This is a genomic window from Wenyingzhuangia sp. IMCC45574 (assembly GCF_054182685.1).
In genome coordinates, this window is record NZ_CM135169.1 from 435531 (window position 1) to 460492 (window position 24962).

The following is a 24962-nucleotide window of genomic DNA, read 5'->3' on the forward strand; positions in this document are numbered from 1 at the left end:
AAAGCTCTATTGATTTATATCTTAGAGCTTTTTATTTACTGGCATCGGTTTTAATTCTTTCTAGCTTCTTCTTTAAAAATTTCTTTTCTGTTTCATTGTTGGTATGATCAATAGCTTTTTGTAAATAGGCCATAGCATGGTAGTTTTCTTTTATTTCTATATAGTATTCTGCCTTAGCTCCGTAAAATAAATAGACACGTTGGTTAAATTCAGCTTCTTTTAAATCACTTAAAATTGCATAAGCGGTTTCTGTATTCTTAAGCTGTAAATAAACCATTACCGTGTTTAATAGTAGTAAGGGAGAAGGATAATGCTGAATGTATTGTTGGTACCAATCTAATATTTTATTCCAATTGGTTGTAGCAAAGGACACTGCTTTTAAATGCTCTGCAGCAATGGCAGCTTCGTAATGATAAGGAGAAAGCAAATGCGTATCCATAGCTTTAAACATACAGCTATTCCCAAGTTCTATTAATGGAAAGTACCAAAGCTTTCTATCCTGATTTTTTAAATCTACAATTTCGTTATTTATGTCCAATTTACTATCTAACCTGGCAGCATGAAAACACATTAAGGCAAACAAGGCATAGCATTTAGAGTTTCTAACAGTTTTATTTTTCAGTAAAAATTTACACAAACGAATTGCTTCTCCACATAGTTCTTTCCGGATTAGAATGTCTTGTTTATTAGAGTGGAAACCTTCGTTAAAAATTAAATACAAAACCTCTAAAACCTTATCTAAACGTTCCGGAAGGTGGTTTCCTGTAGGAATGCTAAAAGATATTTGTTGCTCTTGGATGGTTTTACGAGCTCTTGTTAAACGTTTTTTAACAGTATCTTCTTTGGTTAACAAAGCCGATGCTATTTCCTTCGCACTAAATCCAGCAACGGTTTTTAAGGCAAAAGCTATTTGTTCTAGTTGATGAAGTTGTGGATGGCAAGCTGTAAAAATCATTCGCAGTTGGCTGTCTTCTATTTCAGAATCTAAAAAGAGCTCGGCCATACCCATTGCCTCTGCACTAGAATAAGATAATTCTTCTCTATTCTTAGACGATTTTAGTTGTCTAAAAAGGTCTAACACACGGTTTTTAGAAGCAGCAGTAAGCCATGCTTCTGGATTTTCTGGAATTTGAGTTCTCCATTTAATAGAAGCCTGTATAAAAGTATCTTGTACTGCATCTTCTATTGTTTCTAAATGCGATAGTCCAAAAATACGTGTTAAAGTAGAGACCATCTTTCCATGATGATGTCTGAAAAGATGGTCAATTATATTGTCTTGCATTAGTTGTCAAATACCATTACTTCTCTTAATTCTACAGTTCCTCCTAAATCATAGTCAGGATAGTCCATCGTAACTTTTTTAGCGGCTTCTAGGTTTTCGGCTTTAAAAACATAATAACCACCTACCAACTCTTTAGATTCTACGGCAACATTGTCTGTAATTGTTCTTTCTGTTCCAGATATACGTGTTACTGGAGGTGTTAAAGCTTCTCCAGATTCCAGAATGCCTTGCTCTTGCATTTTTTGATTCCAAGCAAACCATTTTCCCATTCTTTCTTGAATTTCTTCTGGAGCTAGACCTAATTCTTCGTTTGAAGCTCCAATAAAAATCATCATAAATTTTTTCATAATATGTTTTTTAAAGATTATTTATAATTACATGTCTTCAAATTCCATTACTTCTCTTAGTTCTAATGTACCCTCTAAACCATAGTCTGGATATCCTTTAACCACTTCTTTAGCAGCATCCCAGTCTTTGGCTTTAAAAACATAGAAACCACCTACTAATTCCTTAGATTCAACTGCAACGTTATCTTTACTTGTTTGGTCTTTGGTATTGATATGAGTAACTTCTGGCTTTAAAGCTTCTCCACTTACCACAATTCCATCCTCTTCCATTTTTTGGTTCCAAGCAAACCATTTCCCCATACGTTCTTGAATTTCTTCTGGAGATAAACCTAGTTCCTCATAGTTTGCTCCAATAAAAATCATCATAAATTTTTTCATAATATATTCTTTTAAAAGTTATTAGTTTGTTTTTATAGGTCAATACACTCAAAGATATGGATTCCATTCTCTTTGTACGGGTGCTCTTTAAAAAGTGTTTTAGCTTCTTCTAAGCTATCCGCTTGAACCATAGAGTAACCAGAAATTAACTGGCTAGGTAAGTTTTCTGGAGTGGTATTTCCTACAGATGTTGGTGGCATTAAAGGAGCTCCTAAATCGGTTATTGCATCTCCAAAGGTTTGTTTCCAAACATCCCAAGCTTGCATTGCAGTTTGTGTTTCTTCTGGACTTAAAGCAGCAAAAGCAGCCATATTCTCAGGTGTTGAATAATAAATTACTAGAAAATTTTTCATTTTAAATATGTTTATGATTGTTAATACACCTTTAAGACGAAGCTATTTTAGAGTAGGGGGACAGTTTTTTTGTTTTTTTTTATAAATACCAAACAAAGTAACCCCATAAGATACATTCTTATGAGGTTTAGTAATACTTGTAAACTAAAGTTGTTATTGATTATCTCTAATGTTTTTTTGAACCGTAATGGCTCCAAACAATGCTAATAAATAAGCAAAAACGTAGAACCCTTTTTCACTTGGCCATAGTTCTGTATGCCAAAGTCCAATAATTAATAATGTTATAGCTATTAGAGTGGCAAACCAACAAATACCGTAATACAATTCTGTTACTGGAATTTTTTCTAGTTTGTCTCTAACGGCTTTTTGTAACGATACTACTGCAAAAAGTCCAAACATAATCAATGTAAAATAGTATCCTTTTTCATTAAGTGCCATATCAGACCTTACCAGTCCAATTAAATATCCTAAGGTTCCTGTTCCAAGTGCAACCCATGATGCTGCTACGTACGCGTTTGATGTTTTTTGATTTTCCATGATTTTTATTTTTTGTATTTATTTAAAATGTCAGTGTCTAGTATTGTCCAAAGACACGCTTTTTGTTCTGCTGTTTTTAGTGCTCTATTTGTCCAAGTATTACAAGATTTAAAAATGCTATAGGTTCCTTTGGCTTCATAAAAAGCATCGTGGTTACCGTATTGTGCATTGGTATTTATAGGTGTAAAGTGATTGTTATTTAAAACCGCACTGTTAACTATATATGTACAGAGCTGTTTGTATTGTTGCTGTGTTAAAAGTATTTTATAACACAAATCACTTTCGTTTATTTTTTGATAGTAGGTAGTATGCAAAGCTGTAGAGCTTAAACCGAAAGCTGCTTTAAACGCGGTTTTAAAAGTTAGATCATCCCAAGTGGGAGTGTTTAGATAAAAGCCTTTATCTCCCCAGCCAATACCTATGTATTGCATTTTATTGCTGGGTTTTAAAGTATGATTTTGATTGAGCTTGGTATTCCAATTAAAAATAGGATTTACAATGGGAAGTACAACATCTGTGTGTACTCCGTTGGATTTAAGGTAAATTTCTATTTCTTTTTTATGATTCACCTTTTTTTCTTGAATTGTAATCTTTGGTAATATTAATAATGCCAATGCATACATTAATACAAACACAAGGATGGCTAGGATAATTTTTTTGATTTTTTTCATACTGAATTAGCTTATGGTGAGTAATCACTTACATGTTTGAGTAAATTTTTTTATAGTTGATATTTTACTTTTAAGAAATCTACATAAGTAGGATCAAAACGATTTAATAATATGTCTATAGCAACACTGTTTAGAATATGGTTTAGCATCATAGCTTCGTGTTTAGGGTTTTCATAGTTTAACTTTTTAAAGGCATCTTCAAACTTATTTAAGATAGGAATGAATTTATCACTGTTAGTATACTCGGGCTCCCATCTTAGTTTGTATTGTAATTGCCAATAATTGTAATGTTTCTTTTCTATAGTAAATGGTAAGTTTATGGTTTTCTTTAAAACTTCTTTTGCATTGGTTTCGTTAAAAATAGGAGTAAACAATTGATATATGTTTTCTTGTGTTTCTTCCATCAAAACCTTTAACAATTTTTTCTTACTACCAAAGTGTCTAAAAATCAAACCTTCTGACACTCCTGCTTTTTTAGCTATTTTACTCGTAGATGTAGCTGCAAAACCTTCTTCAGCAAATAGTGCCAACGCTGTACTTAATATTTGTTCTTTCTTTTCTGTCATGTTGATGTGAGTAATCACTTACAAATGTAGGTGTTTTTTTCAATCAAAAAAGGGAAGTGGTGATTTCTAAAAGAATGTTAAGCCTTATTTTAAAAACTGAATCCCAAACTTATGGGCCAATGAATCAACTTTAGTTCTAGTTAAAGTCTTGTTCTGAGTCATGATAGCTACTTTATTAAAAAAGTTTTCAAAACCACCAGGAGTAATAGTATTCATAGTAATACCAGTAATACTATCTCTATTTTTAAAATGATGTGGAATGCCTTTTGGCAAACGTATAAAATCTCCTTCTGTAGCCGCAATACTATCTATACCACAATAAAATATATAGTTTCCTTTTAAGACATAGAATAATTCATCTTCGTGTTGATGAATGTGTTTGGGTGGACCACCACCAGCGGGGGTTTCGGTAACAATTACAGAATATGCTCCGTTGGTATCTTCACTTAAAATTTTACCTATAATCTTTACGCCAAATACATTCCAAACTTTTCCTTTTTCAGAAGATACATAAGCGGGGGTGTTTGCTATTGTACTATGACTATGTTCATGTTTTTTGGGTTGACATGAAAAGAAAATGACGATTGAAAAAATAGGTAATGCTCTCTTAAATAATACCATTGTTATTTTTTTATAACCATAAATTAAACAAACTCTTCTAGAAAAATGTCTAAGAAGTGTTTTGTGTATAAATAGATCTTGCTCTAAATACTAACTTCTAAATCTACTTTCTTAGTATTACTAAAGGCTTTGTAACCATTAAAATAGTTCTTAGTATTGGTATGAACTGCATCATGGGCTAAGAGTTCTTCTTTAGTTGCCCACCAATAGTCAGAATGTTGTGCTTTGGGTAGCTCAATATCTGCAAGGTTTATTTTAATATGAAAAGCATTTACAATGTAATGTGTATTAAAACTAGCATCGTCTGCAAAATTATCGTCATAAATATGTTCGTAAAGACCAACGTAAGAAGATTCAGAAAAGTCAATCTCTATTCCCAACTCATCTTTAGAAATACGTTGATAAGCTTCTATAAAATTTTCATTTTTTCGAATTACACCACCCGGAACAAACCAAGAATTTTTTGCGGGTCTATTTAAACGATATCCTAATAATATTTTTCCATTAATATCTTCAATAAGTAAATCTATAGATACCAAAGGGGTGTTTCTAACTACTTCTGTATAGGCTTCTTTAGGGAGTCTTTTCATAGTGCTAAATTAATTTTCAAAAGTAAGTATTCTAGGCATAGTCTTTACTTTTTTTAAGTAAAGACTATGTTATGTTTTTTAACAAAAAACCACCTAAATAATTCTATTTAGGTGGTTTGTGTTTAATTTGGATGTTACTTCTAGTAATTTACTCTGTCTACTATTTTTAGACCGTAACCAGTAATTCCTACACGCTTTTTTTGTGCAGAAGAGTTGGTCATTAGTTTTACTTTGGTAATGTCTATATCGTGTAGAATTTGTGCTCCAATACCAAAATCTTTCTCGTCCATTGGAGTCGTAGATTTTTCTTTTGGAGTAATTCCTTTTTGTTGATTCTTTAAGTCTTTTAATCTTTGAGTTAAGTTAAAGACTAACTGTTCTTGATTGATAAATACTACAGCACCTTTTCCTTCTTCGTTTATTTTTTCGAAAATTCTACCCAAACGATCTCCAGGTTCGTTGGTTAATGTATTTAAAATATCATTCCCAAATGCATTAGAAGTAACTTTACAAAGAACCTCTTCATCATTCTTCCAAGAACCTTTAGTTAAAGCTATGTGAATTTGATTATTGGTTGTTTGGTTATAAGCTCTCAGTCTAAATGTACCAAAACGAGTTTCTATGTCAAAATCTTCAATTTTATCAATTAAAGAGTCGTGTTGCATTCTGTAAGAAACGAGGTCTTCTATAGAAATTAATTTTAAGTCGAATTTGTCTGCAGCTTCTTTTAACTGAGGCAAACGAGCCATACTACCATCTTCATTTAAGATTTCTACTAGAATTGCAGCGGGCTTTAAACCAGCCAATCTAGCTAAGTCTACTCCAGCTTCTGTATGTCCTGTTCTACGTAAAACACCACCTTCTTTAGCTTTTAAAGGAAATATATGACCAGGTCTACCTAAATCAATAGGTTTGGTTTCCTCTTGTGTTAAAGCATAAATGGTTTTAGATCTGTCATGTGCAGAAATACCAGTAGTACATCCATGACCAATTAAATCTACAGATACGGTAAATTGAGTGTTGTGTAATACTGTATTATCATCAACCATCATATTTAACCCTAACTGGTTACATCTTTCTTCAATTAAAGGAGCACAGATTAGTCCACGACCGTATTGTGCCATAAAGTTGATCATTTCAGGAGTTACTTTTTCAGCAGCAGCAATAAAATCTCCCTCATTCTCTCTATCTTCATCGTCTACAACAATTACCATTTTTCCATTTCTAATGTCTTCTATGGCTTCTTGTATGCTATTTAATTTTATAGGTTCTTGTGTCTTACTCATCTTTTTTCTTCAGTTTGCTGAATAATTTCTTAAGTGGGGTCAAAATTACGTCAAATTTTAAGAATCCGCGGTCTTTTGATGCCCTATTTGTAAATACTATAGCTAAAGGGGTCATTACAATGGTTCCTAACCATCCACCAATGATGGCGGATATACTACTTTCCTCTGCCATATTCTTACCAAAAGTATTGGTAAAGTGGTAGGTAACATAAATAATAATGGCAATTACCATAGGCAGTCCAAAACCTCCTTTTCTAATCAAAGATCCTAAAGAAGCACCTACAAAGAATAACAATAAACAAGACAATGAACTTGTCAAAATAAAATGATATTGGTAATCGTGATTGTTTAATTCTTTACGTCTTCTTCTAAAGTAATCTTTATAGCTCTTTATGTTTTTTAATTTGCTTTCTGCTGCACCTTTTGCTTGCGATAATATTGTTTTTCTGGTTTTTAAATTAAAATTTTGCAATACAATAGGGTTTAGCATTGTTTTAGCTACACTGTCTAGTGTTTGAGACATTTTTGTAGCTTGAATGTGTGCTTGTTGTGATTTGTATTTAGAGTCGATATATAAGTCGTAAGTAGCTTTTAAACTATCTGAACTAGCGCTTAATTGCGACATATTTTTCATAGTGTAGTGATACTTGTACTTTTCTTCTTCCAAATCAGCACTGGTTAAATCAGAAATATCTATGTTAATCGTGTATTTCTCAAATTTAGCCATAGCTACCGGCATTAATGCTTTGTCTTTTTTCTTGTTTTGAGCATGCGTAAATTCTTCAAAATAATGACCGTCATTTAACACTAAGGTCATGTATTTACTACCTTCTTCGGTAGTAATTTCTCCATGCTTTGCTGTTATAATAGAATGATCTTCTTTGTTTCCTTTGGTGTCAATAATTAATACATCATCTAATAAATTATTCTCTTCTCCGTATTTTTTCGCAAATTTTATACTCCAGCCAGGAATTTCATTATTAAAACTACCCTCTACCAATGCCATTGTAGGTTGCGTTTTTTTAATATTTAAAAGCATGTTTTTTTGCTTTAAACTGGCATATGGATAGGTGTAATTAATTAAGAAGTAATTTGCAATGGAAATAATTCCAACAGAAATAATTAGGGGTCTTAAAAAACGATAAAATGAAATACCAGCAGATTTAATTGCAGCTAATTCATAATGCTCCCCTAAGTTCCCCATAGTCATAATAGAGGACAATAGAACGGATATTGGCAATGCTTGTGGAGTAACAAACAAGCACATGTACCAAAGAAATTTAAAAATAATAATTACTTCAATTCCTTTACCAGCAATGTCATCAAACACCAACCAGAGGGCTTGCATTACCAATACAAAAACAACCACTAAAAAAGAGGTTATAAAAGGAACTAAAAAACTTTTTACAAGATATTTATCTAGTGTTTTCAAGAAAGTGTTCTACTTATTCGTTAATAAAATAGTCCAAATCTAAGTATTTTTTTCTGTTGAATACAAAGGTATTTGCAGCTAAGTCTAGATTGGTTTTATATGAAGTAATTGTAAAACTTGTGTTGGTTCCATTTTTACCAACTTCCATTAAAGATTGAATCTGATTTGTTTTTGTATTTACACCTAAAATAATGTGAGATACTTCTTCTGATTCTTGAGTAGGAAGAAGTTTGATGTACTGTATAGCCCCTTCTTTTTTACTCAATTTAAAAGTATACCCTTTTTTATAGAACGATAGCATCTTAGAAGGAGTCATACTCTCGTCGTCTGAATCTTCTTTAGCAGTAATATTTATCTCTTCGTTTTCTGGCGAAATAATATAGGTTTTCTTAGTATCAAAAAGAATGGTATTGTCTAAATAATTCACCAAATAATTATCACCTTCTATAATAGCAGAACCTTTACTTGTTTGTTTAATGTTTACCATTTTGTTTTCTAAGGTATGATCAAACTCAAGACTAATGTTCTTTTGTTTTTCTAAAGTAGTACTTACTTTATTTAATAAAGCAGCTGCTTTTGGGTTGTTTTGTGCAAATGAAATTGTCTGTATTCCTAATGCAACTATAAAAACGAATGCTTTTTTCATCTAAATTAATTGTTTTGTTCGTTGGCTAATAATTGTTCTAAGGCAACTAAATCTGAAACTAATACCTGTCTAGCCTTACTCCCTTCAAAAGGACCAACGATACCTGCAGCTTCTAATTGATCTATCAATCTACCCGCTCTATTATAACCTAATTTTAATTTTCTTTGTAGTAAAGAAGCAGATCCTTGTTGAGCTGTAACAATAACTTCTGCTGCTTCTTTAAATAACTTATCTCTGTCTTTTATGTCAATATCAAGTTCTGTACCACTTTCGTCATCTACATATTCTGGTAACTGATATGCTTCTGGATATGCTCTTTGCGAACCAATAAAATCTGTGATTTTTTCTACTTCAGGTGTGTCAACAAATGCACACTGAACACGCATCAAATCGTTCCCATTAGAAATTAACAAATCTCCACGACCAATTAACTGGTCGGCTCCTGGAGCATCTAAAATGGTACGAGAATCTATTTTAGACGTTACTCTAAATGCAATACGAGCAGGGAAATTCGCTTTTATAATACCTGTAATCACGTTTACAGATGGTCTTTGCGTAGCAACAATTAAATGAATTCCAATAGCACGTGCCAATTGTGCCAAACGCGCTATAGGAGTTTCAACCTCTTTTCCTGCGGTCATAATTAAATCAGCAAACTCATCAATTACCAATACGATATAAGGCAAAAAACGATGTCCATCGTTAGGATTTAATTTACGTTGTTTAAACTTCTCGTTGTACTCTTTAATGTTACGAACCATTGCATTTTTAAGCAAATCGTAACGATTGTCCATCTCTATACACAAAGAGTTTAAGGTATGGATTACTTTGGTGGTGTCCGTAATAATGGCATCATCGTTATCTGGTAACGTGGCCAAGTAATGACGTTCTATTTTATTAAATAGCGTTAATTCTACTTTTTTAGGATCTACCAAAACAAATTTAATTTCGGCAGGGTGTTTTTTGTACAATAAAGAAGCAAGAATAGCATTTAAACCAACAGATTTACCCTGTCCTGTAGCTCCGGCCATTAGTAGGTGAGGGGCTTTGGCTAAATCAAATGTAAAGGTTTCATTAGAAATAGTTTTACCCATTGCTATAGGCAATTGCATTTTAGACTCCTGAAATTTTTGAGAAGCAATTACAGAGTGCATAGACACTATATTTGCTTTCTTATTAGGTACCTCTATACCAATGGTTCCTTTACCTGGTATTGGAGCAATAATACGAATTCCTAATGCTGATAAAGACAATGCAATATCGTCTTCTAAGTTTTTAATTTTTGAAATACGAATTCCAGCTTCGGGTACAATTTCGTACAAGGTAATTGTAGGCCCAACGGTAGCTTTAATTTGTGCAATACCAATTTTGTAGTTGTTTAAGGTATCTACAATTCTATCTTTATTGGCTTCTAATTCTGCTCCATCAACAGAAATACTCTCGTCGTATTCTTTTAGAAGGTTTAGCGTAGGGAACTTAAAGTTACCCAAATCTAAAGTAGGATCAAATTCACCAAAATCTTCTACCAATTTATTGGCTAAGTTTTTTTCTGTTGTTTTTTCTTCTTTAGTTTCCTGAATTGTAAACTCTTTAGAAGGTTCCTCTTTTACTGTTTTTTCTTCTTTTTCTTCTTTGTTTATACTAGAGTGTTTTTCTATGGTTGGTTCCATATTCTGAACCGCCATTTCAAAAGTAGAAACATTTTTCTCTTCGTCTTTTTTAGGGAACTCGTCCAAAGAAATTATCTTTTCTTCCTTTACTGTGTCAGACGTATTGGAGTCTTCTATTGCGTTCTCTTCCTCTTCTGTTTTAGTAGCGAATTCTTCTTCTGTGTCTACTGTCGTTTTATGGTTTTGTTCGTTGGTAACAACAGGAGTTTCAATTTCCGATTGAATATCACTAATGATTTCTTTTTTAGGTAACCAATTTAAAACTCTTTCTGGTGTAAGTTTAAATCTTAAAACCGCATAGGTAATGTAACCAAAAGTAAGAATAATGATAAGCCCAAAAGAAGCGAGGTAAGGAATTAAGAATTCATTCAATTCAACACCAACAGTACCTGCAATTAAAGGATTCTTTTTGGTAAGAAAACCAAATAAGGTAGCATTCCATAACAACCCTAGTAAAGCCCAGTTCCAAGATCTAAATACTTTTTTAATAGGTCTTTTTAACAAGATGTACGCACCTAAAAAGAAAAATAGCACAGGAATTACCAAAGAAGAGATACCAAAACCTTTGTAAACAAAGAAATAACTTAAATTGGCACCAATCTTTCCAAGAATATTTTTTGCTAATACTGTTTTATCTCCCATTTGAGATAAAGTACTTTGATCTGCTTTCCAAGTAAAAAAGAATGAAATAAAAGAGATGAATAAGTAGATAGATAACAAGCAAACAAACAAACCAAACAATGTTTGAACTTGTCTATTACTTTTAAAGTCTATTATTTTTTCCTTTAACCCGGGTGTTGTTTGTTTCTTTTTTGCGTTACTTTTTCTTGGCATGTAAACGTATCAAATTGGAATTTTCAAAGATAACGAATTACTGATTGATGAGCTGTAAAATTTTAGGGATATAAATAATTCCTAAAACAATACCTCCGTACATAGCTGCAAATAAAACAGCACCAGCACTTACGTCTTTAATGGTTCCTATTTTTGTATCAAAGTTAGGTTGCACAAAGTCTGCAATTTTTTCGATGGATGAATTCAATGCTTCAACGCCCATCACCAAACCAAGACTTAAAAACTGAAACATCCATTCGTAATTGTTTAGGTCAAAAAGAAAACCGGTAATGGTAAGTATAATTGTACTTGTTACGTGTACTTTTACTGCGTTTTCTGTTTTAAGTAAATGCCACAGACCTTTAAAAGCATAGCCTAGGCTGTATATTCTGTCTATTAGAAAGTTTTTTCTCTGTTCTTTCATAGCGGTATAAATAAAAGACTTGCCTATAAAATTAAGCAAGTCTTTTGTTTGTCTTTTAAGAATATGTTTACAATGTAGCTAAAGCACTTTCGTAGTTTGGCTCATCTACAGTTTCCGAAACTTGCTCGTTATAAACTACATTTCCTTCTTCGTTTATAATTACAATAGATCTAGATAACAAACCTTTTAAAGGTCCCTCTGTAAAAGCTACTTGGTAGTTTTTACCAAAGTCACCAGAAATATCAGATAAACTAACAACGTTTTCAATTCCTTCAGCACCACAAAAACGACTGTGTGCAAAAGGTAAATCTTTAGAAATACAAAGCACTTTTGTGTTCTCTAAGTTTGCTGCTTTTTGGTTAAAAGTTCTTACAGATGTTGCACAAGTTCCTGTATCTATGCTAGGAAAAATATTTAAGATTACTTTAGACCCTTTAAAGTCTGCTAAAGATACTTCAGATAATTCAGTAGTGGTTAAGGTAAAACTAGGAGCAGAGCTTCCTACTTCTGGTAAATTTCCAATAGTTGTAAAAGGATTTCCTTTTAATGTAACAGTTGCCATATTATATGTTTTTTTTATGCTCCTAAAATAAAAAAAAGCCTTCAACAAGGGTTAAAGGCTTCGTATATTTTTAAAGAATAATTTTATAGTTCAACTAATGAGTTTTCTGCGTTTGCAAAATTGTTAAATATTAATGAATCTGGTTCCGAATCATTAATGTATTCACCGTCTGCAACGTATTTATATTCGTAAGATTTTCCAACTTCTAAATCAACTACAACCTTAAATTTTCCACTTTTTAATTTGTTTAATGGAGTAGCATCTGTATCCCATTCATTAAAATCTCCAACTAACGACATTTTCTCAGTTTCTGGTGCGTCTAAAGAGAAAGTTACTTTACAAACAGGTTTACTTTTTAAGAATTTTTTTGATATAGCCATAATATTATTTTTAAGTCAAAATTAAAAAAAATTAACATACAAAACACTCCTTTTTTATGAAGAGGTTGATTTTTAATGATTTGATAATTTAGAGCTATTAACAATAGTTAATAATGAAAATGTAGATTCTATTATTATTTAATCAATATAAATACATATGGAAAGTAAAAATATGTAAATAGCGTTTGTTATTTTTTTATATTTAATCGACTATAAAACCAAAATTTTAAGAGAATTACTTAATGATTGATGCAATTATTCAAAATTTAGAGAAAGGAAAGTATTTATTAAATCATATTTCAAATGAGGAATATACCAACAAATCTATAGCACCATATTACTCTAGTATAGGAGGACACACAAGACATATTTTAGATGTGTTTAACTGTGTGTTAATAGGTATAGAAAATAACTTTGTTGATTTAACATTAAGAGAACGCAATCTTAATATAGAAAACGATATTAGCCAAGGAGTGGCTTATTACGACCGTGTAATACATCAATTAGAGCAGATACCTAAAGAGTTTTTAAAGAAAGACGTGCTAGTTTCTGATGATTTAGGAACCGGTAAAGAAGAGTTTAAAACTACTCTAGGAGGTATTTTAGCCCAAGCTCAAAGTCATGCCATACACCATTACGCTACTTTAGGTTATATGCTTCATCAACTAAATGTTTGTTTGCCAACAGACTGTTTTGGAGTAAATCCTACCACGCCTAAACAAGCGGTATTAAAAGATAAATAAAAGCTTATTCTTAAGATTATAGTACTAAGAATAAGCTCTTCTGTTTTCTTATCTTATTCTTACGAATGTCTCCTTTTCTTTAGGATTGGTTATTGTTTTAATTGTCTTGTATTTTTTCCCTTTAATCAATGTGTTGTCATTAATTTCAAAACTCATGTTTTTAGATTTAAAAGTATTCAGGCCTTTGTTGCTAGAAGAAATGATATTGTTCCCATAAATTTTAAAGTATCCTTTTCCGTATCCTACAGAAATTGCGGCATCTGCCTTTCCAGAAGTAATGGTATTATGATCCAATAGTATGTTTCCACATCCTGAAGCTATTTTTTCATCTTCGGTTAAACGTCTCCCAGTTCCATGTCCAATTTTATCGGTAGCGTATAAAAGAATTGCTACATCTGCCATACAGGTAATGGTGTTTTTTATAACTTTTACATTTTGTGTTCTATCTTCTATGTGTAAGCCCTGAGAGTAAGGTCCTGTTCCTCCCATAAGTGTACAATTAGCTATAGTAACGTTTTGTGTATTGGCCAACGCAATATTAAAACGATCGCACAGTTCAAATTTGGTGTTTAGGATCTTTATGTTTTGATGTCTTAAATTTTTTGCATGTGGGTTGTCCAAACTTATTTGATGGTCTCCTTTTATAAATTGACAACGATCTACTAAGAAGTTCTCTAAAACATTACAGTCCATGGTTTGTACACTGAATTTACAGTTGTTAAAGGTTGAGTTTATAATTTGTGTATTCTTAAAGTTTCCTCTAAAGTCGATACCGGTATATTTACCATCTTTAAAGTGGCAGCTAATTACTTTGGTATTTTTAATAATTTTATCTTCACGATTACCAAAGACTATAATTTGACTCGCTTTTTTGAAACCTAAATTTTCTAACGTTATATTAGAAGCATTAATTCGGAAGGTTATATTTTTTTGGTCATTCCTTACAAACTGGTATTTACCAGCTTTTTTATACTTTCCTTTAAATGTTAAATCTGATTTGTTAATTAAAAAAGGCTTGTCAGTATTTTTTAAATGGATGTCTTTATCAATTAAAATTACATCTCCTTTATTTGCTTTGTTATAAGCATTCTTAAATTGTTCTTTAGCGGTAGTTCCTTTTTGTTTTGATACAATAATGTCTGTAGCATTTAAATTAAACGTAAACAATAAGAACAAACCTGCTGCGATTAAAATTTTGTGTAAAAAACTCATTCTTTTTAGGGTTTAAATAGAATGGCAAATTCGTGTATTTTTCTTTTTAAGAAAGACATTGTGGATTTATAGATAAAAACGAATGTGTTTTCTGTTTGTATTAATTTCTGTCTACGTAAATTAATACAGAATCTCGTCAATTATTAACAGAATAGTAACTAGGACGTTTTAATTACTCATTGTTAGAAATGTAGGTTTGGCATTCGTTTAAGGACTAGAAAACGCTTGTTGCTTTATGTGAAAAAGAGAATGGAATGTTTTATTTTAAAACTATGGGAGTTGTATTGATATAGAATCTTTAAGAAAGAATTAGATATTTTATAGTATCATTGCGTTATACTACTAACAAAAACCACGAAGAATGAAAACATTAAAATTTAGTAACCAGGATGAAATGCCAGCCTTTGGTTTGGGTACATGGAAATCTGGTGAAGGAGAAGTTTACAACGCTGTAAAAACAGCAATTAAAGAAGGGTATAGGCATATAGACTGTGCTGCTGCTTATGGAAACGAATCGGAAGTTGGTAAAGCAATTAATGAAGTAATTAGCGAGGGAATTGTAACTAGAGAAGAGTTATGGATTACTTCTAAATTATGGTGTAATATGCATGCCAAAGCCGATGTTTTTGAAGCTTTAAAACAAACATTAAACGATTTGCAATTGGAGTATTTAGATTTATACTTAATTCACTGGCCAATTGCTCAAAAGAAAGAAATTCCGTTTGTAAGCGATGTGTCTCACTTTATTTCTTTAGAGGAGTTGCCAAACGAGACTACTTGGGAAGCTTTTGAAGAAGCTGTTGCACTGGGTTTGACAAAACACATAGGTGTTTCTAATTTTGGACCTAAAGCACTACAAAAGTTATTAGACAATTGTACTATCAAACCAGAAATGAACCAAGTAGAATGTCATCCGTACTTTCAACAACCAGAATTGCTTTCTTTCTGTAAAGCGAACAACATTCATATTACAGCGTATGCACCATTAGGATCTGGAGATAGAGCAGATAAGTTTAAAAAAGTTGACGAACCTATTTTATTACAAGATCCTGTTATAAAAGAAATAGCAGCAGCTAACAATGCAACTACTGGGCAAATATTAATTAGTTGGGCTTTACACAGAGGAACTTCAGTAATTCCTAAATCGGTGAATCCTAGTAGAATTGTTCAGAACTTCCAAGCTCAAGCAGTTGAGTTGTCTAAAGAAGACATGAATAAAATTGAAGCATTGGATAAGAATTATAGATTTTTAACAGGAGAACACTGGGTGTACCAAGGTAGTCCTTATACATTAGAAAGCATTTGGGCTTAGGTATTGCTTTTTTTTGCATCCAAATACAATCGATTGACTTTTTAATCTAAAGTGTGAAAAGCTCTAAACAGCAAAACTGTTTAGGGCTTTTTTTATAGGAGGTAAAACCAAAAGCATTTAATAAAAATGTATTTTCGCTGCATTAAACAACGCTTCTTAAATTAATAGTGTGAGTAATTTATCCGATCAAGAATATTTAGTAAAACTAGCCAATACCAAAATGCCATTTGGAAAGTATAAAAATTACTATTTAGTTGATATTCCTGAGTATTATTTGGTATGGTACAAAAACAAAGGGTTTCCTAAGGGGACTCTTGGAACAATGATGGAGTTGACTTATGAAATTAAGCTAAACGGGTTGGAAGGATTGATTCGTAAGTTGAGGGATTCATAGAATGAGTTATTCCTTTCTACTGATTTTAATGATTAATTCTCTTTTGTACATGGTCTCCAGACTGTCTTTTGAAAATGAACTATGTTCTTTTAAATAATTTTCCGGTTTATCTATAAGATGAATTTTGTATTTATCAGGAATCATCAGTTGATTTTTACTAACAACATACGTGCTGTTTTTAAAGTCAATTATTCTAAAACAGGAAAATCTATTTGGGCTTAGCTCGTACTCATAAACATCTCCAATTTTTGGTTTTTCAAAGTAAAGAGCTGTGTTATTATTTTCTTTAATCATTTCTGCAACTATAAAAAACACAAACACTAAAAAAACAATAAGACCTGAGTATTTCCAAGGAGAAATTTTCGAAGTAGTTTTTAAATTCTGATAGTTTAGTTTTAAGTCATTTGGCATTTTTCGAGGTCTTAAAACCTCTCCACATTCAAAGCAACTAGAAGTGGCCACTTTTCGGATAGGACAGAAAGGAACTCCCCAAAAATGCAAATACCAATAAGATAAATCGATAGTAATAGATCCTTTGGTTTTACAATTTTGACAAGTAATGTTAGAATAAGTTTTAGAGTCTAATTCTACTTTTTTCCATCCAGGTATAATCATAAGATTACTTTTAAATCAAAATATTTAAGCATAAAAACTCCAAACATTCCTGAGTCGTTGACCAGCACCTTTTGAAATATTCCCCGAAGTTTTAATGACTTTTCTACCGTCTGAATGCTTTACAACATAAATGAGGGCATTATTGATGTTGTTATCTTTAGCAATATCACTACAATCACTTAGAAATTTATTGTTTTTGCTACCTGAAAGATGCATAGTTTCTGAATTGTAAATTCCTATGATAAAAATAGGACTGTACATAATACTGTAAAGCTTGGCTTTAATTTGGAGCATTTTTTTTGTCATAATAATTAATAGATTTAAAAAAGAGAATTTTGATTTAGATCTCATCCTTAAATTAGTTAACACAAATACAAGTGACTTTATAAAATCTTCAGAAAAATTTAAAGAAGATGTTTGGTTAAGGTAATTAGAATTAAGACTTACACAGTAGAGTGTTATTTTAACGTAATTAATATATGGTCGATTATCTACAAATTTAAAGCACTCAAAACAATAACTAGTTATTGCTTAAGCGCTTTTTTATAAAATGAGTAAAGTATAAAATAGGCAAGTTTATTTACAGCCTTTTACGTGTTCTTTTCCATTTATATAATTTTCTAGAAAAGTTGTCATTACAGTGTTTCCTGCTCTTTTAGAAATTCCTACCACAGGGATTCCTGTTACTTTATATGCTGTAAATTTCTTTAAATAATCAGCTCCGTAGAAAAGTAGTTTTTCGGCTGTTTTTAGATTGTTAAATCTAGAAGCATACATAAGAGGAGTGAACTTATTAGCTCCAGATCTTGCATCTATATCCTTTAACAAAATAGGATACCTATTAATTAAAATACAAAAAGAGGCATTGCCAAAAGCACTAGAAGCTTCAAATGCAGTACCAGGGTTTCCGTTAAGTCCATCCACAAAAGTTCCAATAGAGTATTGTATGTCAAAGTCGGTTTTCTTATCTAGAATTTTTAACATATTAAACAATAAAAATTCAAATCGCTGTGTAATTAAGTTATCGCTTTGGTTTAAATCTTTTTCTCTTTTCAGAGCATATATTAGATCTGTTTGTGATCTGAACGGTTGTAGTCTAAAATTATATCTAGGGTCATTTAAAATAGCGACTACTGAATTGATACATTCATCACATTTCCAAATTTCCCCTGCATTATTTGCCTTTATAAAAGTATGGATAGCTAACTGTACTGGTGTTAAAGTGATTTGACCATAATTAATTTCAAAAACAGAATCTTTATCAAGCAAACGTTTTATTTGTGATGAATTACATCCTTTGGCAAAAATTTCTAGTTTGGTAGTTGATGTATATTCTAAATTTTCCCAACTAATTTGCGCGTAAATATTACAAGTAGTAATAATGGTTATTAAAAATAAAAGTTTTTTCTTTTTCATATAAGAGTTTGTTAATTGCAGTAGGTTTATATTTTCTATCTGGTTAAAAGTACTGAAAATTAGATGGCTAGGGTAGTGATACCGTTAGTTTATTAGATGTTATATGGTGATTTAATTGATGAAATATTTTGTGCGTTGCTATATATAAGTTTTGCTTTAAGATGTTTTGTGATATTACATTCATAATGCCTTATTTAAAGGTATCTTTGATTGGTATTACTTATCGTTAGATATTTAAATTCCTTCGTATAATTCTCACAAATTGTTAAAAGAAGTTTTAACATCTTTATCTTATTTTGATGAAGGAAAACACTAGTAGCCAACTTAATGCCTGATTGCTAGCAATAAATTATTCATTTGTTATTTTAATCTTACGCTTTGCATATGTCATTACTCTGCAACTTGTTTCAATTCAAAAAAATATGACTTTTTTAAAAATGGGTGTCATCGGAACTTCAAAAAAAGAAGATGAAAGACGACTGCCTATCTATCCGGAACATTTAAAAAGACTTCCTGAAGACATTCGTAAGCAATTGATTTTTGAAAAAGGGTATGGTGCTCCTTTTCATATTTCTGATGAAGAAATTAGTGAGTTATCAGGAGGAATAGCCACCAGAAGTGAAATCTTATCAGATATTGGAGATGTAATTATTGCCAAACCTATTCTAGTAGATTTAGAAGAAGTGAAAGATAATGGTATTGTTTGGGGATATCCTCATTGTGCTCAACAAAAAGAAATTACTCAAATTTCTATAGATAAAAAATTGACTTTGATTGCTTTTGAAGATATGTATATGTGGCATTCTAATGGACAAAAAGGTAGACATACGTTTTATAAGAACAACGAGATGGCTGGTTATAGTGCTGTTATTCATGCACTTCAACTAAAAGGAATAGATGGGCATTATGGCAATCAAAGAAAAGTTTTAATTCTAAGCTTTGGAGCTGTAAGCCGAGGAGCTATTTACGCTTTAAAAGCTCATGGTTATAGAGATATTACCATTTGTGTACAAAGATTAGATGAGGAAGTTAGAGAAGAGGTTTTAGACGTTCATTACGCAAGAATCAGAAAAGGAGAGGAGAACGAAGCTAGGATGATTGTGGTAGAGCACGATGGTACAGAACGTCCGTTGTTGGAGTTGATTAATGAGTCTGAAATTATCATCAATGGAACCTATCAAAATACAAACAGTCCTATTGATTATGTAAAAGAAGATGAAAAGAAAATGTTAAGAAAAGGAACACTAATTATTGATGTTAGTTGTGATGAGGGAATGGGGTTTTATTTTGCAAAACCTACTACATTTAAAAAACCAATAATTGCTATAGATAACATAGATTACTATGCGGTAGATCATACGCCAAGTTATTTTTGGGAAAGTGCTTCAAGATCTATTTCGGCTGCATTAGTAACGCATATACCTTCTGTAATAGGAGGGCGAGAGTGTTGGAAAAAAAACAAAGCGATAGTTAACGCAATTAACATAGACAAAGGGGTAGTTGTAAAAGATACAATTCTAAAATTTCAAAACCGTAATATAGAATATCCTCATGATGTAATAACAGAGTTCGTTTTATAAACCTTATAGTAGTATTTAGAAGATCGAGTCCTTTTTAAAAGGGCTCGATTGTAGTTTTCCTCGTTTATTGTTGCTTGTGGAATGGTTATTCGTCTGTAGTGTTTATTTCAAAATTAAAGTGAGCTACTTTTTCACTTTTGCCAAAAGTTGATTCGTAAAATTTAACAGCTTGTTCATCACCGGAGTGTGCTTCCACAAATATTGTTTCAATTCCGTTATTCTTTGAATAATCCTTTAGATGATTAATTAATTTTTTTCCTACTCCTTGGTTTTGAAATTCTACTTTAACTGCTATGTCATAAATGTATAGCTCACTCTTGTCAGTATTATATTTTTCAAGTTCATATGCAGTCAGTCCTCCCACAACTTTATTTTCTTTAATTGCCACAAATGCATAAAAATCAGTTTTGTTCAACAATTTCTTCAGATGTCTCTCAGTGGCTACTTTATTAGGTTCTTCAAATACCTCATTCATTAGCTTTACAAGCTCTATAAAAGGTTCTGTATCATTTTTTTGCAATCTCGAAATTCTAAGCTTGTTTATCATTTTTATTCAATTGCATACAACTTATTTATACGTTTAAATTTATTGTGGTTGTTTTATATGAATTTATTTTTTTTTGCACTCCAAAATGGTTCAATATTAAGCTCCATAGTTTTTTCTCCTTTTAGGATTCACTTTTATAATTGAGGCTTGAATTCTAAACCTTATTAAAAACTAAGAATTTTTTCATTTTTTGGTGTAAAATGCATCAAGCATCCCCAAACAAGTGTTTTAAGATGTTTCTAATCCCTAAAACGAATAATACCATACCGGTAACCGCTAATAGAATTCCAATAATCAACACAAAATACACATCACTTTTTTGCAAAGCCTTGTAGCCTATATTTATTACAATCGGACTTAAGATGAATAAAAAAAGAGTTCCTATCATTAAGTTAACTCCTTTGCTTAAATATTTACTAGTTCTCATGCTTTAAAAATTGTAAAACGTTTCGTACACTACCGTGTTGTAAAAGTAAACTTTTTGCTTCTTCGTAGGTTATATCTACTTCTTTTAGTATCATTTTAGTCCCACGGTCTACCAACTTGTCATTAGACAATTGCATGTCTACCATTTTATTCCCTTTTACTTTTCCTAGTAAAATCATAGTACTGGTGCTAATCATATTCAGTACCATTTTCTGAGCAGTACCTGCTTTCATTCTAGAACTTCCCGTTACAAACTCAGGACCTACTGTTACTACAATTGGGTATTTGGCTACTTTGTGCAAAGGGCTCTCCAAATTCATAGTAATACAACCTGTAACAATGTTATTTGCGTTACAGTTTTCCAACGCAGCAATTACATAGGGAGTGGTACCAGATGCAGCAATTCCAATAACTACATCTTTTTCTGTAATGTTCTTAGCTTGTAAGTCTTTCCATCCTTGTAGGGTATTATCTTCTGCATTTTCAACGGCCTTTCTAATGGCAGTATCTCCACCAGCTATTAAACCTACAACCAAACTGTGCGGAACTCCAAAAGTAGGAGGGCACTCAGAGGCATCTAAGATTCCCAAACGACCACTGGTTCCTGCACCCATGTAAAACAATCGACCTCCTTCTTTTAGTTTTGCTGCTATTACAGTTACCAAAGCTTCTATTTGTGGAATGGCTTTTTCTACAGCCAATGCTACTTTCTGATCTTCGTTGTTGATGTTTTGCAGCAATTCTAAAGCAGATTGCTGCTCTAAATTGTCGTAATTGGAATCTTGCTCTGTGGTTTTTATAAAGGTCATAATAGTTTTACATAATGTCACTTCGAGTGCGAAGCGTATCGAGAAGATATTCGGGTTCTAAAACCAAATTTGTTCTCGATATGCTCTATCGAGCTACTCGAACTGACAAAAATTACTCAATAGTTATTGTTCTACTAATCTGATTTCCATTCTGATCTACCACCGTAATGGTATGTTTTCCAACATCGGGTGTAATTGTCAACTCATGAAAATGTTCTGTTGTTTTTACATAACGCTCATTTACATACCAAAACAGTTGTTCGTTGTTTCGTTGATGAGAGACTTTTACCACCAAAGGTTGTTTTTTCTCATTGAAATCCTTGGCTAAGATAAAACTTGTATTGTTAGTAGGACTTAAAAAATCCATTACAGGTCTGTTTTTATTAATACAACCTGATTGTACAGGTGGTAAGCTAACATAATTAGAATTGACTCTTTTGTAATACCATGCTTGGTTTGCGGGTAAAACAAAAAAAGTTTTTGTTCTTATTTTATTGGCATCTATACAGTTTTTAAAGACTCTGTACTGTTCGTTTTCGTCCAGTAAAATCTCTTTATGGTAGGGGCAAGGCAAGGTGTGATTGGTGTTTAAAGGAATCCATTCTTTAACAGTAGTACATAGTTCGGTAGGTTTATGACCACTAATTGCACAAACCTCAATTTCTTGCAAAGCATCCCAAGGAGTATCAAACCATTGATTGTTAGGAAGACTTTCAAAGACATCGAACATTACAGGGGCTGCATTTTTAACTCCTGTGAGTTCTGCTATTCCTTCACCATCTGCATTTCCTACCCAAATTCCCACAGCATATTTTTTGTTCACACCAATACTCCAAGCATCTTTATTCCCAAAACTGGTTCCTGTTTTCCAAGCAATTTTCTGAGCAGATGTATAGTGTTTCCAACCCAGATCATCATCGGGTCTTACTACTTCTGTCATGGCTTCAAAACCTTTGTAAATACTTCCTGCATCAAAGATGTTACTATCAAAAGAAAGATTGTCTATGTCTAAGGTTGTGTTTTTTAACAAACTGGCAAATTGATGTTCTTTGGTATGATATCTACTTTCGTTGGTATTGTAATGATTTACTGTACTTGCCAAGTTTGCATACATATTGGTGATGTCCCACAAAGAACTTTCTGCACCTCCTAATATTAAAGGGAGTCCGTAGTGGTCTATGGATTTGTTTACTCCTCGTAGCCCTAAGAAATTTAAATCGTCATGGAATTTTTGCAAACCATAACTTCTTAGCAAACGAACCGCAGGAACGTTTAAAGATTTGGCTATTGCTTTGTTTACCGGTATTGCACCCGTAAAGGTTCTATCGTAGTTTTCTGGATTGTATTCTTGTATTTGAGTAGGTATGTCGGCCACCAACATAGAAGGCATGAGCTCACCACTATTCAACATAGCCATGTAAAGTATAGGTTTTAAGGTACTTCCTGTGCTTCGTTGTGCCTGTACCATGTCTACATATTTATGGTTTTGTGGAGTTGTATTTGTATTCCCTACATAAGCCAATATTTTTTTGGTTTCTATGTCTATCACAACAGCACTTAGATTGTGAATGTTGTTGCTTTTGTATTTTTTGTGGTATTTGCTAACGGTTTCTACTAGTTTGTTTTGCAAGGAATAAGAAATACTGGTTTGAATTCTTTCTCCTTGGTGTTTTTTATGCAATAGTGATAACAAATGAATATGATCCAAAGGCAAAGACACTGGTTTTTGTGGTAAACTTTCTTGTATAGCTAGCTGATAACTCAAACTGTCTATAAGTTTTTCTTGAAAGAGTTTATGCAGTAAAAAATCACGTTTCTTTTTGAGTAGTTGCTTGTTTTTACCTGGGAAAATTAAACTAGGTGCGTTTGGTAAAACCGCTAGAGTAGCACTTTCTGCCCAAGATAGTTTGTCTGGAGAGGTTCCAAAATATCGCCAAGCAGCCATTTCTATTCCTACCACATTTCCACCAAAAGGTGCGTGATGCATGTAGAGTTTTAGAATAGCATCTTTACTTTCTCTCAGTTCTAAACGAGTTGCTAGAATTAGTTCTACGAATTTCTCCCAGTAGGTTCTTTGTTTTCCTCTACTCAAACGGATGACTTGCTGGGTGATGGTACTTGCACCACGAACGTTTCGTTGTTTTTTAATGTTGAGCTGAACAGCTTTGGCAATCGCTACAGGATTAAATCCAGGGTGTTTATAGAAATAGGCATCTTCGTATTGTAAAATACAAGTTTTAAACTTTTCTGGAATGGTAGCTGTAGGAGGGAACCGCCATTGTTCGTCTTTGGCAATAGTAGCTCCTAATAGTTGGTTTTCTTTAGAAAAAAGCACAGTGGAATAACTCACCTGAAACAACTGCTTGGGCAAACAGAAAACATACCAGAGTAGGAGTATGGCTACTATGGTGAGTTTGAATTTGTGTTTTTTTAAAAGATAATATTTGAAAAATCTTTGATTCAATTTTTGATTATAATTTTCTTTGGAACTCTTCTTCTTTCAATAAAACCAAATATTTTACCATCTGGAGTTAAAGATTTATATCTACTTTTTATATATGGTCTTGCTCCATCGGCAGGTGAAAAATCATGATTAAGATAATTTTTCTCTTCATCATCAAGCTCACGAACGGTTCCATCAACTTCTATATATACATATTCAAATCCACTTTCTTTTGGTCTTAAGGGAATAAAATACCTAAGGTATATTCCTAAAAGGATTATAAAAATTAGTATTAATACTGAAATGAAAATTAATATCATTGCATTGGTTTATTTTTAGAATGGATAATCGTTAACTACTAATCAGAATATAATTAAATCTCATATCTAATTGAGCTTCAGTATTGATTAATGATTCTTTTTAATATCTAAAAATATCGAATATTTCCATAAAATGATTTTGGAATGATCCAACTATAAAAAGAGCGTAAGGTCAATTTCCAGTCCTTTGAAAATAGATCAATCCAATATTTATCCTGAGGGTATATTATTTTATCAATTTTACCGTAATGATCTTTGTCTTTAAATTTAGTACAGTCTTCAGATATTGATTTAAGTTTGAATCGCTTCTCAAAAATGTCAAATCCATCCATAGCGATAGCATGAGCAGGAATAGGGTACACTCTATTGTTAAAATCAACAATCAAAATAAAAATAGATTCGTCATCTAAAATTAATCTAGGGCTTAAAGCAATAAACTTTACCTCACTTAATTCTATTTCAAAAGATTTACATTGCATCGCTAAACCAGTTTCTTTTGATTGAAACTTGGTAAATATTAGTTTTGTCTTTGTTATTTGAATTCCACTTTCCAAGTTTTTTTAAAA

Annotated in this window: 30 protein-coding genes; 4 read left to right on the forward strand and 26 right to left on the reverse strand. The window is 32.1% G+C overall.

Features of this window, described 5'->3' with window-relative positions; genetic code table 11:
- Positions 1–31: 31 nt before the first annotated feature.
- The 16 genes from ACXHHC_RS01945 to ACXHHC_RS02020 all read right to left on the reverse strand — a co-directional run bounded on the left by ACXHHC_RS01945 (position 32) and on the right by ACXHHC_RS02020 (position 12579).
- On the reverse strand, positions 32–1282 hold the full coding sequence (locus tag ACXHHC_RS01945; protein ID WP_458227969.1) for an RNA polymerase sigma factor: 1251 nt from the start codon (positions 1280–1282) through the stop codon (positions 32–34).
- The gene (locus ACXHHC_RS01950) at positions 1282–1629 is read right to left on the reverse strand and encodes a YciI family protein (RefSeq protein ID WP_458227970.1); all 348 of its coding nucleotides are present in this window, start codon (positions 1627–1629) and stop codon (positions 1282–1284) included. Before ACXHHC_RS01950 ends, ACXHHC_RS01945 begins: the two co-directional genes overlap by 1 nt.
- 27 nt (positions 1630–1656) lie before the next feature.
- Positions 1657–2007 carry a YciI family protein gene (locus ACXHHC_RS01955; RefSeq protein ID WP_458227971.1) on the reverse strand — a complete coding sequence of 117 codons (351 nt, stop codon included), beginning with the start codon at positions 2005–2007 and terminating at the stop codon, positions 1657–1659.
- Between the two features lie 32 nt (positions 2008–2039).
- Positions 2040–2360, reverse strand: coding sequence for a hypothetical protein (locus ACXHHC_RS01960; RefSeq protein WP_458227972.1), 321 nt, complete (start codon positions 2358–2360; stop codon positions 2040–2042).
- Between the two features lie 153 nt (positions 2361–2513).
- A complete protein-coding gene (gene yiaA, locus ACXHHC_RS01965) occupies positions 2514–2897 on the reverse strand; it encodes an inner membrane protein YiaA (RefSeq protein WP_458227973.1) in 384 nt (127 codons plus the stop codon).
- Between the two features lie 5 nt (positions 2898–2902).
- Positions 2903–3568, reverse strand: a complete 666-nt coding sequence (locus ACXHHC_RS01970) for a TIGR02117 family protein (protein ID WP_458227974.1) — start codon at positions 3566–3568, stop codon at positions 2903–2905.
- Between the two features lie 50 nt (positions 3569–3618).
- Positions 3619–4134: a TetR/AcrR family transcriptional regulator gene (locus ACXHHC_RS01975; RefSeq protein ID WP_458227975.1), complete on the reverse strand. Its 516-nt coding sequence runs from the start codon at positions 4132–4134 to the stop codon at positions 3619–3621.
- 84 nt (positions 4135–4218) lie between these two features.
- The gene (locus tag ACXHHC_RS01980; protein ID WP_458227976.1) at positions 4219–4755 is read right to left on the reverse strand and encodes a cupin domain-containing protein; all 537 of its coding nucleotides are present in this window, start codon (positions 4753–4755) and stop codon (positions 4219–4221) included.
- 83 nt (positions 4756–4838) lie between these two features.
- A complete protein-coding gene (locus ACXHHC_RS01985; protein WP_458227977.1) occupies positions 4839–5345 on the reverse strand; it encodes a GDP-mannose mannosyl hydrolase in 507 nt (168 codons plus the stop codon).
- A gap of 140 nt (positions 5346–5485) precedes the next feature.
- Positions 5486–6631, reverse strand: a complete 1146-nt coding sequence (gene ribB, locus ACXHHC_RS01990) for a 3,4-dihydroxy-2-butanone-4-phosphate synthase (RefSeq protein WP_458227978.1) — start codon at positions 6629–6631, stop codon at positions 5486–5488.
- Positions 6624–8063 carry an LptF/LptG family permease gene (locus tag ACXHHC_RS01995; RefSeq protein WP_458227979.1) on the reverse strand — a complete coding sequence of 480 codons (1440 nt, stop codon included), beginning with the start codon at positions 8061–8063 and terminating at the stop codon, positions 6624–6626. The genes ribB and ACXHHC_RS01995 overlap by 8 nt, the downstream gene beginning before the upstream one ends.
- A gap of 13 nt (positions 8064–8076) precedes the next feature.
- Entirely contained in the window at positions 8077–8709 is a 633-nt protein-coding gene (locus ACXHHC_RS02000; RefSeq protein WP_458227980.1) for a LolA family protein, read from the reverse strand.
- Between the two features lie 5 nt (positions 8710–8714).
- Positions 8715–11213 carry a DNA translocase FtsK 4TM domain-containing protein gene (locus tag ACXHHC_RS02005; protein ID WP_458227981.1) on the reverse strand — a complete coding sequence of 833 codons (2499 nt, stop codon included), beginning with the start codon at positions 11211–11213 and terminating at the stop codon, positions 8715–8717.
- 37 nt (positions 11214–11250) lie between these two features.
- Positions 11251–11637: a diacylglycerol kinase gene (locus ACXHHC_RS02010; protein WP_458227982.1), complete on the reverse strand. Its 387-nt coding sequence runs from the start codon at positions 11635–11637 to the stop codon at positions 11251–11253.
- A 67-nt stretch (positions 11638–11704) separates the two neighbouring features.
- Entirely contained in the window at positions 11705–12199 is a 495-nt protein-coding gene (tpx, locus tag ACXHHC_RS02015; RefSeq protein WP_458227983.1) for a thiol peroxidase, read from the reverse strand.
- 83 nt (positions 12200–12282) lie between these two features.
- Complete coding sequence (locus ACXHHC_RS02020) at positions 12283–12579, reverse strand: isoamylase early set domain-containing protein (RefSeq protein ID WP_458227984.1); 297 nt, start codon at positions 12577–12579, stop codon at positions 12283–12285.
- Between the two features lie 242 nt (positions 12580–12821).
- Between ACXHHC_RS02020 and ACXHHC_RS02025 the strand changes: the two genes are divergently transcribed.
- Positions 12822–13322: a DinB family protein gene (locus ACXHHC_RS02025; RefSeq protein WP_458227985.1), complete on the forward strand. Its 501-nt coding sequence runs from the start codon at positions 12822–12824 to the stop codon at positions 13320–13322.
- 48 nt (positions 13323–13370) lie between these two features.
- Here the strand turns inward: ACXHHC_RS02025 and ACXHHC_RS02030 are convergent, their stop codons facing one another.
- Positions 13371–14534, reverse strand: a complete 1164-nt coding sequence (locus ACXHHC_RS02030; protein ID WP_458227986.1) for a right-handed parallel beta-helix repeat-containing protein — start codon at positions 14532–14534, stop codon at positions 13371–13373.
- 361 nt (positions 14535–14895) lie between these two features.
- Between ACXHHC_RS02030 and ACXHHC_RS02035 the strand changes: the two genes are divergently transcribed.
- The gene (locus ACXHHC_RS02035) at positions 14896–15846 is read left to right on the forward strand and encodes an aldo/keto reductase (RefSeq protein WP_458227987.1); all 951 of its coding nucleotides are present in this window, start codon (positions 14896–14898) and stop codon (positions 15844–15846) included.
- 169 nt (positions 15847–16015) lie between these two features.
- The gene (locus ACXHHC_RS02040) at positions 16016–16240 is read left to right on the forward strand and encodes a DUF3820 family protein (RefSeq protein ID WP_458227988.1); all 225 of its coding nucleotides are present in this window, start codon (positions 16016–16018) and stop codon (positions 16238–16240) included.
- Positions 16241–16246: 6 nt separating this feature from the next.
- On the opposite strand, the gene ACXHHC_RS02045 is transcribed toward ACXHHC_RS02040, so the two are convergent.
- The 3 genes from ACXHHC_RS02045 to ACXHHC_RS02055 form a co-directional block, all read right to left on the reverse strand.
- Positions 16247–16855: a hypothetical protein gene (locus tag ACXHHC_RS02045; protein WP_458227989.1), complete on the reverse strand. Its 609-nt coding sequence runs from the start codon at positions 16853–16855 to the stop codon at positions 16247–16249.
- Between the two features lie 24 nt (positions 16856–16879).
- Entirely contained in the window at positions 16880–17206 is a 327-nt protein-coding gene (locus ACXHHC_RS02050) for a DUF3634 family protein (protein WP_458227990.1), read from the reverse strand.
- Between the two features lie 225 nt (positions 17207–17431).
- Positions 17432–18271 carry a hypothetical protein gene (locus ACXHHC_RS02055; protein WP_458227991.1) on the reverse strand — a complete coding sequence of 280 codons (840 nt, stop codon included), beginning with the start codon at positions 18269–18271 and terminating at the stop codon, positions 17432–17434.
- A 422-nt stretch (positions 18272–18693) separates the two neighbouring features.
- Between ACXHHC_RS02055 and ACXHHC_RS02060 the strand changes: the two genes are divergently transcribed.
- Positions 18694–19851 (forward strand): N(5)-(carboxyethyl)ornithine synthase, encoded by a 1158-nt coding sequence (locus ACXHHC_RS02060; RefSeq protein ID WP_458227992.1) that lies wholly within the window; start codon positions 18694–18696, stop codon positions 19849–19851.
- A gap of 85 nt (positions 19852–19936) precedes the next feature.
- Here ACXHHC_RS02060 and ACXHHC_RS02065 read toward each other — a convergent pair whose 3' ends face one another.
- The 6 genes from ACXHHC_RS02065 to ACXHHC_RS02090 form a co-directional block, all read right to left on the reverse strand.
- The gene (locus ACXHHC_RS02065; RefSeq protein ID WP_458227993.1) at positions 19937–20371 is read right to left on the reverse strand and encodes a GNAT family N-acetyltransferase; all 435 of its coding nucleotides are present in this window, start codon (positions 20369–20371) and stop codon (positions 19937–19939) included.
- Positions 20372–20603: 232 nt separating this feature from the next.
- Complete coding sequence (locus tag ACXHHC_RS02070; protein WP_458227994.1) at positions 20604–20825, reverse strand: DUF6095 family protein; 222 nt, start codon at positions 20823–20825, stop codon at positions 20604–20606.
- Entirely contained in the window at positions 20815–21633 is an 819-nt protein-coding gene (gene murQ / locus ACXHHC_RS02075) for an N-acetylmuramic acid 6-phosphate etherase (protein WP_458227995.1), read from the reverse strand. The genes ACXHHC_RS02070 and murQ overlap by 11 nt, the downstream gene beginning before the upstream one ends.
- Positions 21634–21745: 112 nt before the next feature.
- Positions 21746–23983 carry a penicillin-binding protein 1C gene (gene pbpC / locus ACXHHC_RS02080; protein WP_458227996.1) on the reverse strand — a complete coding sequence of 746 codons (2238 nt, stop codon included), beginning with the start codon at positions 23981–23983 and terminating at the stop codon, positions 21746–21748.
- Positions 23984–24093: 110 nt separating this feature from the next.
- A complete protein-coding gene (locus ACXHHC_RS02085; RefSeq protein WP_458227997.1) occupies positions 24094–24396 on the reverse strand; it encodes a hypothetical protein in 303 nt (100 codons plus the stop codon).
- Positions 24397–24503: 107 nt separating this feature from the next.
- Complete coding sequence (locus ACXHHC_RS02090; protein WP_458227998.1) at positions 24504–24950, reverse strand: hypothetical protein; 447 nt, start codon at positions 24948–24950, stop codon at positions 24504–24506.
- Positions 24951–24962: the final 12 nt, after the last annotated feature.

Excerpts from the sequence above, each read along its gene's own strand:
- ACXHHC_RS02005 (WP_458227981.1), bottom strand. The coding sequence starts at position 11,213 with ATGCCAAGAAAAAGTAACGCAAAAAAGAAACAAACAACACCCGGGTTA.
- ACXHHC_RS02070 (WP_458227994.1), bottom strand. The coding sequence starts at position 20,825 with ATGAGAACTAGTAAATATTTAAGCAAAGGAGTTAACTTAATGATAGGA.
- ACXHHC_RS02000 (WP_458227980.1), bottom strand. The coding sequence starts at position 8,709 with ATGAAAAAAGCATTCGTTTTTATAGTTGCATTAGGAATACAGACAATT.
- ACXHHC_RS01950 (WP_458227970.1), bottom strand. The coding sequence starts at position 1,629 with ATGAAAAAATTTATGATGATTTTTATTGGAGCTTCAAACGAAGAATTA.
- murQ (WP_458227995.1), bottom strand. The coding sequence starts at position 21,633 with ATGACCTTTATAAAAACCACAGAGCAAGATTCCAATTACGACAATTTA.
- ACXHHC_RS02055 (WP_458227991.1), bottom strand. The coding sequence starts at position 18,271 with ATGAAAAAGAAAAAACTTTTATTTTTAATAACCATTATTACTACTTGT.
- ACXHHC_RS02025 (WP_458227985.1), top strand. The coding sequence starts at position 12,822 with ATGATTGATGCAATTATTCAAAATTTAGAGAAAGGAAAGTATTTATTA.
- ACXHHC_RS01960 (WP_458227972.1), bottom strand. The coding sequence starts at position 2,360 with ATGAAAAATTTTCTAGTAATTTATTATTCAACACCTGAGAATATGGCT.
- ACXHHC_RS01970 (WP_458227974.1), bottom strand. The coding sequence starts at position 3,568 with ATGAAAAAAATCAAAAAAATTATCCTAGCCATCCTTGTGTTTGTATTA.
- ACXHHC_RS02035 (WP_458227987.1), top strand. The coding sequence starts at position 14,896 with ATGAAAACATTAAAATTTAGTAACCAGGATGAAATGCCAGCCTTTGGT.
- tpx (WP_458227983.1), bottom strand. The coding sequence starts at position 12,199 with ATGGCAACTGTTACATTAAAAGGAAATCCTTTTACAACTATTGGAAAT.
- ACXHHC_RS01980 (WP_458227976.1), bottom strand. The coding sequence starts at position 4,755 with ATGGTATTATTTAAGAGAGCATTACCTATTTTTTCAATCGTCATTTTC.
- ACXHHC_RS02060 (WP_458227992.1), top strand. The coding sequence starts at position 18,694 with ATGACTTTTTTAAAAATGGGTGTCATCGGAACTTCAAAAAAAGAAGAT.
- ACXHHC_RS01945 (WP_458227969.1), bottom strand. The coding sequence starts at position 1,282 with ATGCAAGACAATATAATTGACCATCTTTTCAGACATCATCATGGAAAG.
- ACXHHC_RS02085 (WP_458227997.1), bottom strand. The coding sequence starts at position 24,396 with ATGATATTAATTTTCATTTCAGTATTAATACTAATTTTTATAATCCTT.
- ACXHHC_RS01975 (WP_458227975.1), bottom strand. The coding sequence starts at position 4,134 with ATGACAGAAAAGAAAGAACAAATATTAAGTACAGCGTTGGCACTATTT.
- ACXHHC_RS01955 (WP_458227971.1), bottom strand. The coding sequence starts at position 2,007 with ATGAAAAAATTTATGATGATTTTTATTGGAGCAAACTATGAGGAACTA.
- yiaA (WP_458227973.1), bottom strand. The coding sequence starts at position 2,897 with ATGGAAAATCAAAAAACATCAAACGCGTACGTAGCAGCATCATGGGTT.
- ACXHHC_RS02030 (WP_458227986.1), bottom strand. The coding sequence starts at position 14,534 with ATGAGTTTTTTACACAAAATTTTAATCGCAGCAGGTTTGTTCTTATTG.
- ribB (WP_458227978.1), bottom strand. The coding sequence starts at position 6,631 with ATGAGTAAGACACAAGAACCTATAAAATTAAATAGCATACAAGAAGCC.
- ACXHHC_RS02010 (WP_458227982.1), bottom strand. The coding sequence starts at position 11,637 with ATGAAAGAACAGAGAAAAAACTTTCTAATAGACAGAATATACAGCCTA.
- ACXHHC_RS01985 (WP_458227977.1), bottom strand. The coding sequence starts at position 5,345 with ATGAAAAGACTCCCTAAAGAAGCCTATACAGAAGTAGTTAGAAACACC.
- ACXHHC_RS02050 (WP_458227990.1), bottom strand. The coding sequence starts at position 17,206 with ATGAGATCTAAATCAAAATTCTCTTTTTTAAATCTATTAATTATTATG.
- ACXHHC_RS02020 (WP_458227984.1), bottom strand. The coding sequence starts at position 12,579 with ATGGCTATATCAAAAAAATTCTTAAAAAGTAAACCTGTTTGTAAAGTA.
- ACXHHC_RS02045 (WP_458227989.1), bottom strand. The coding sequence starts at position 16,855 with ATGATTATACCTGGATGGAAAAAAGTAGAATTAGACTCTAAAACTTAT.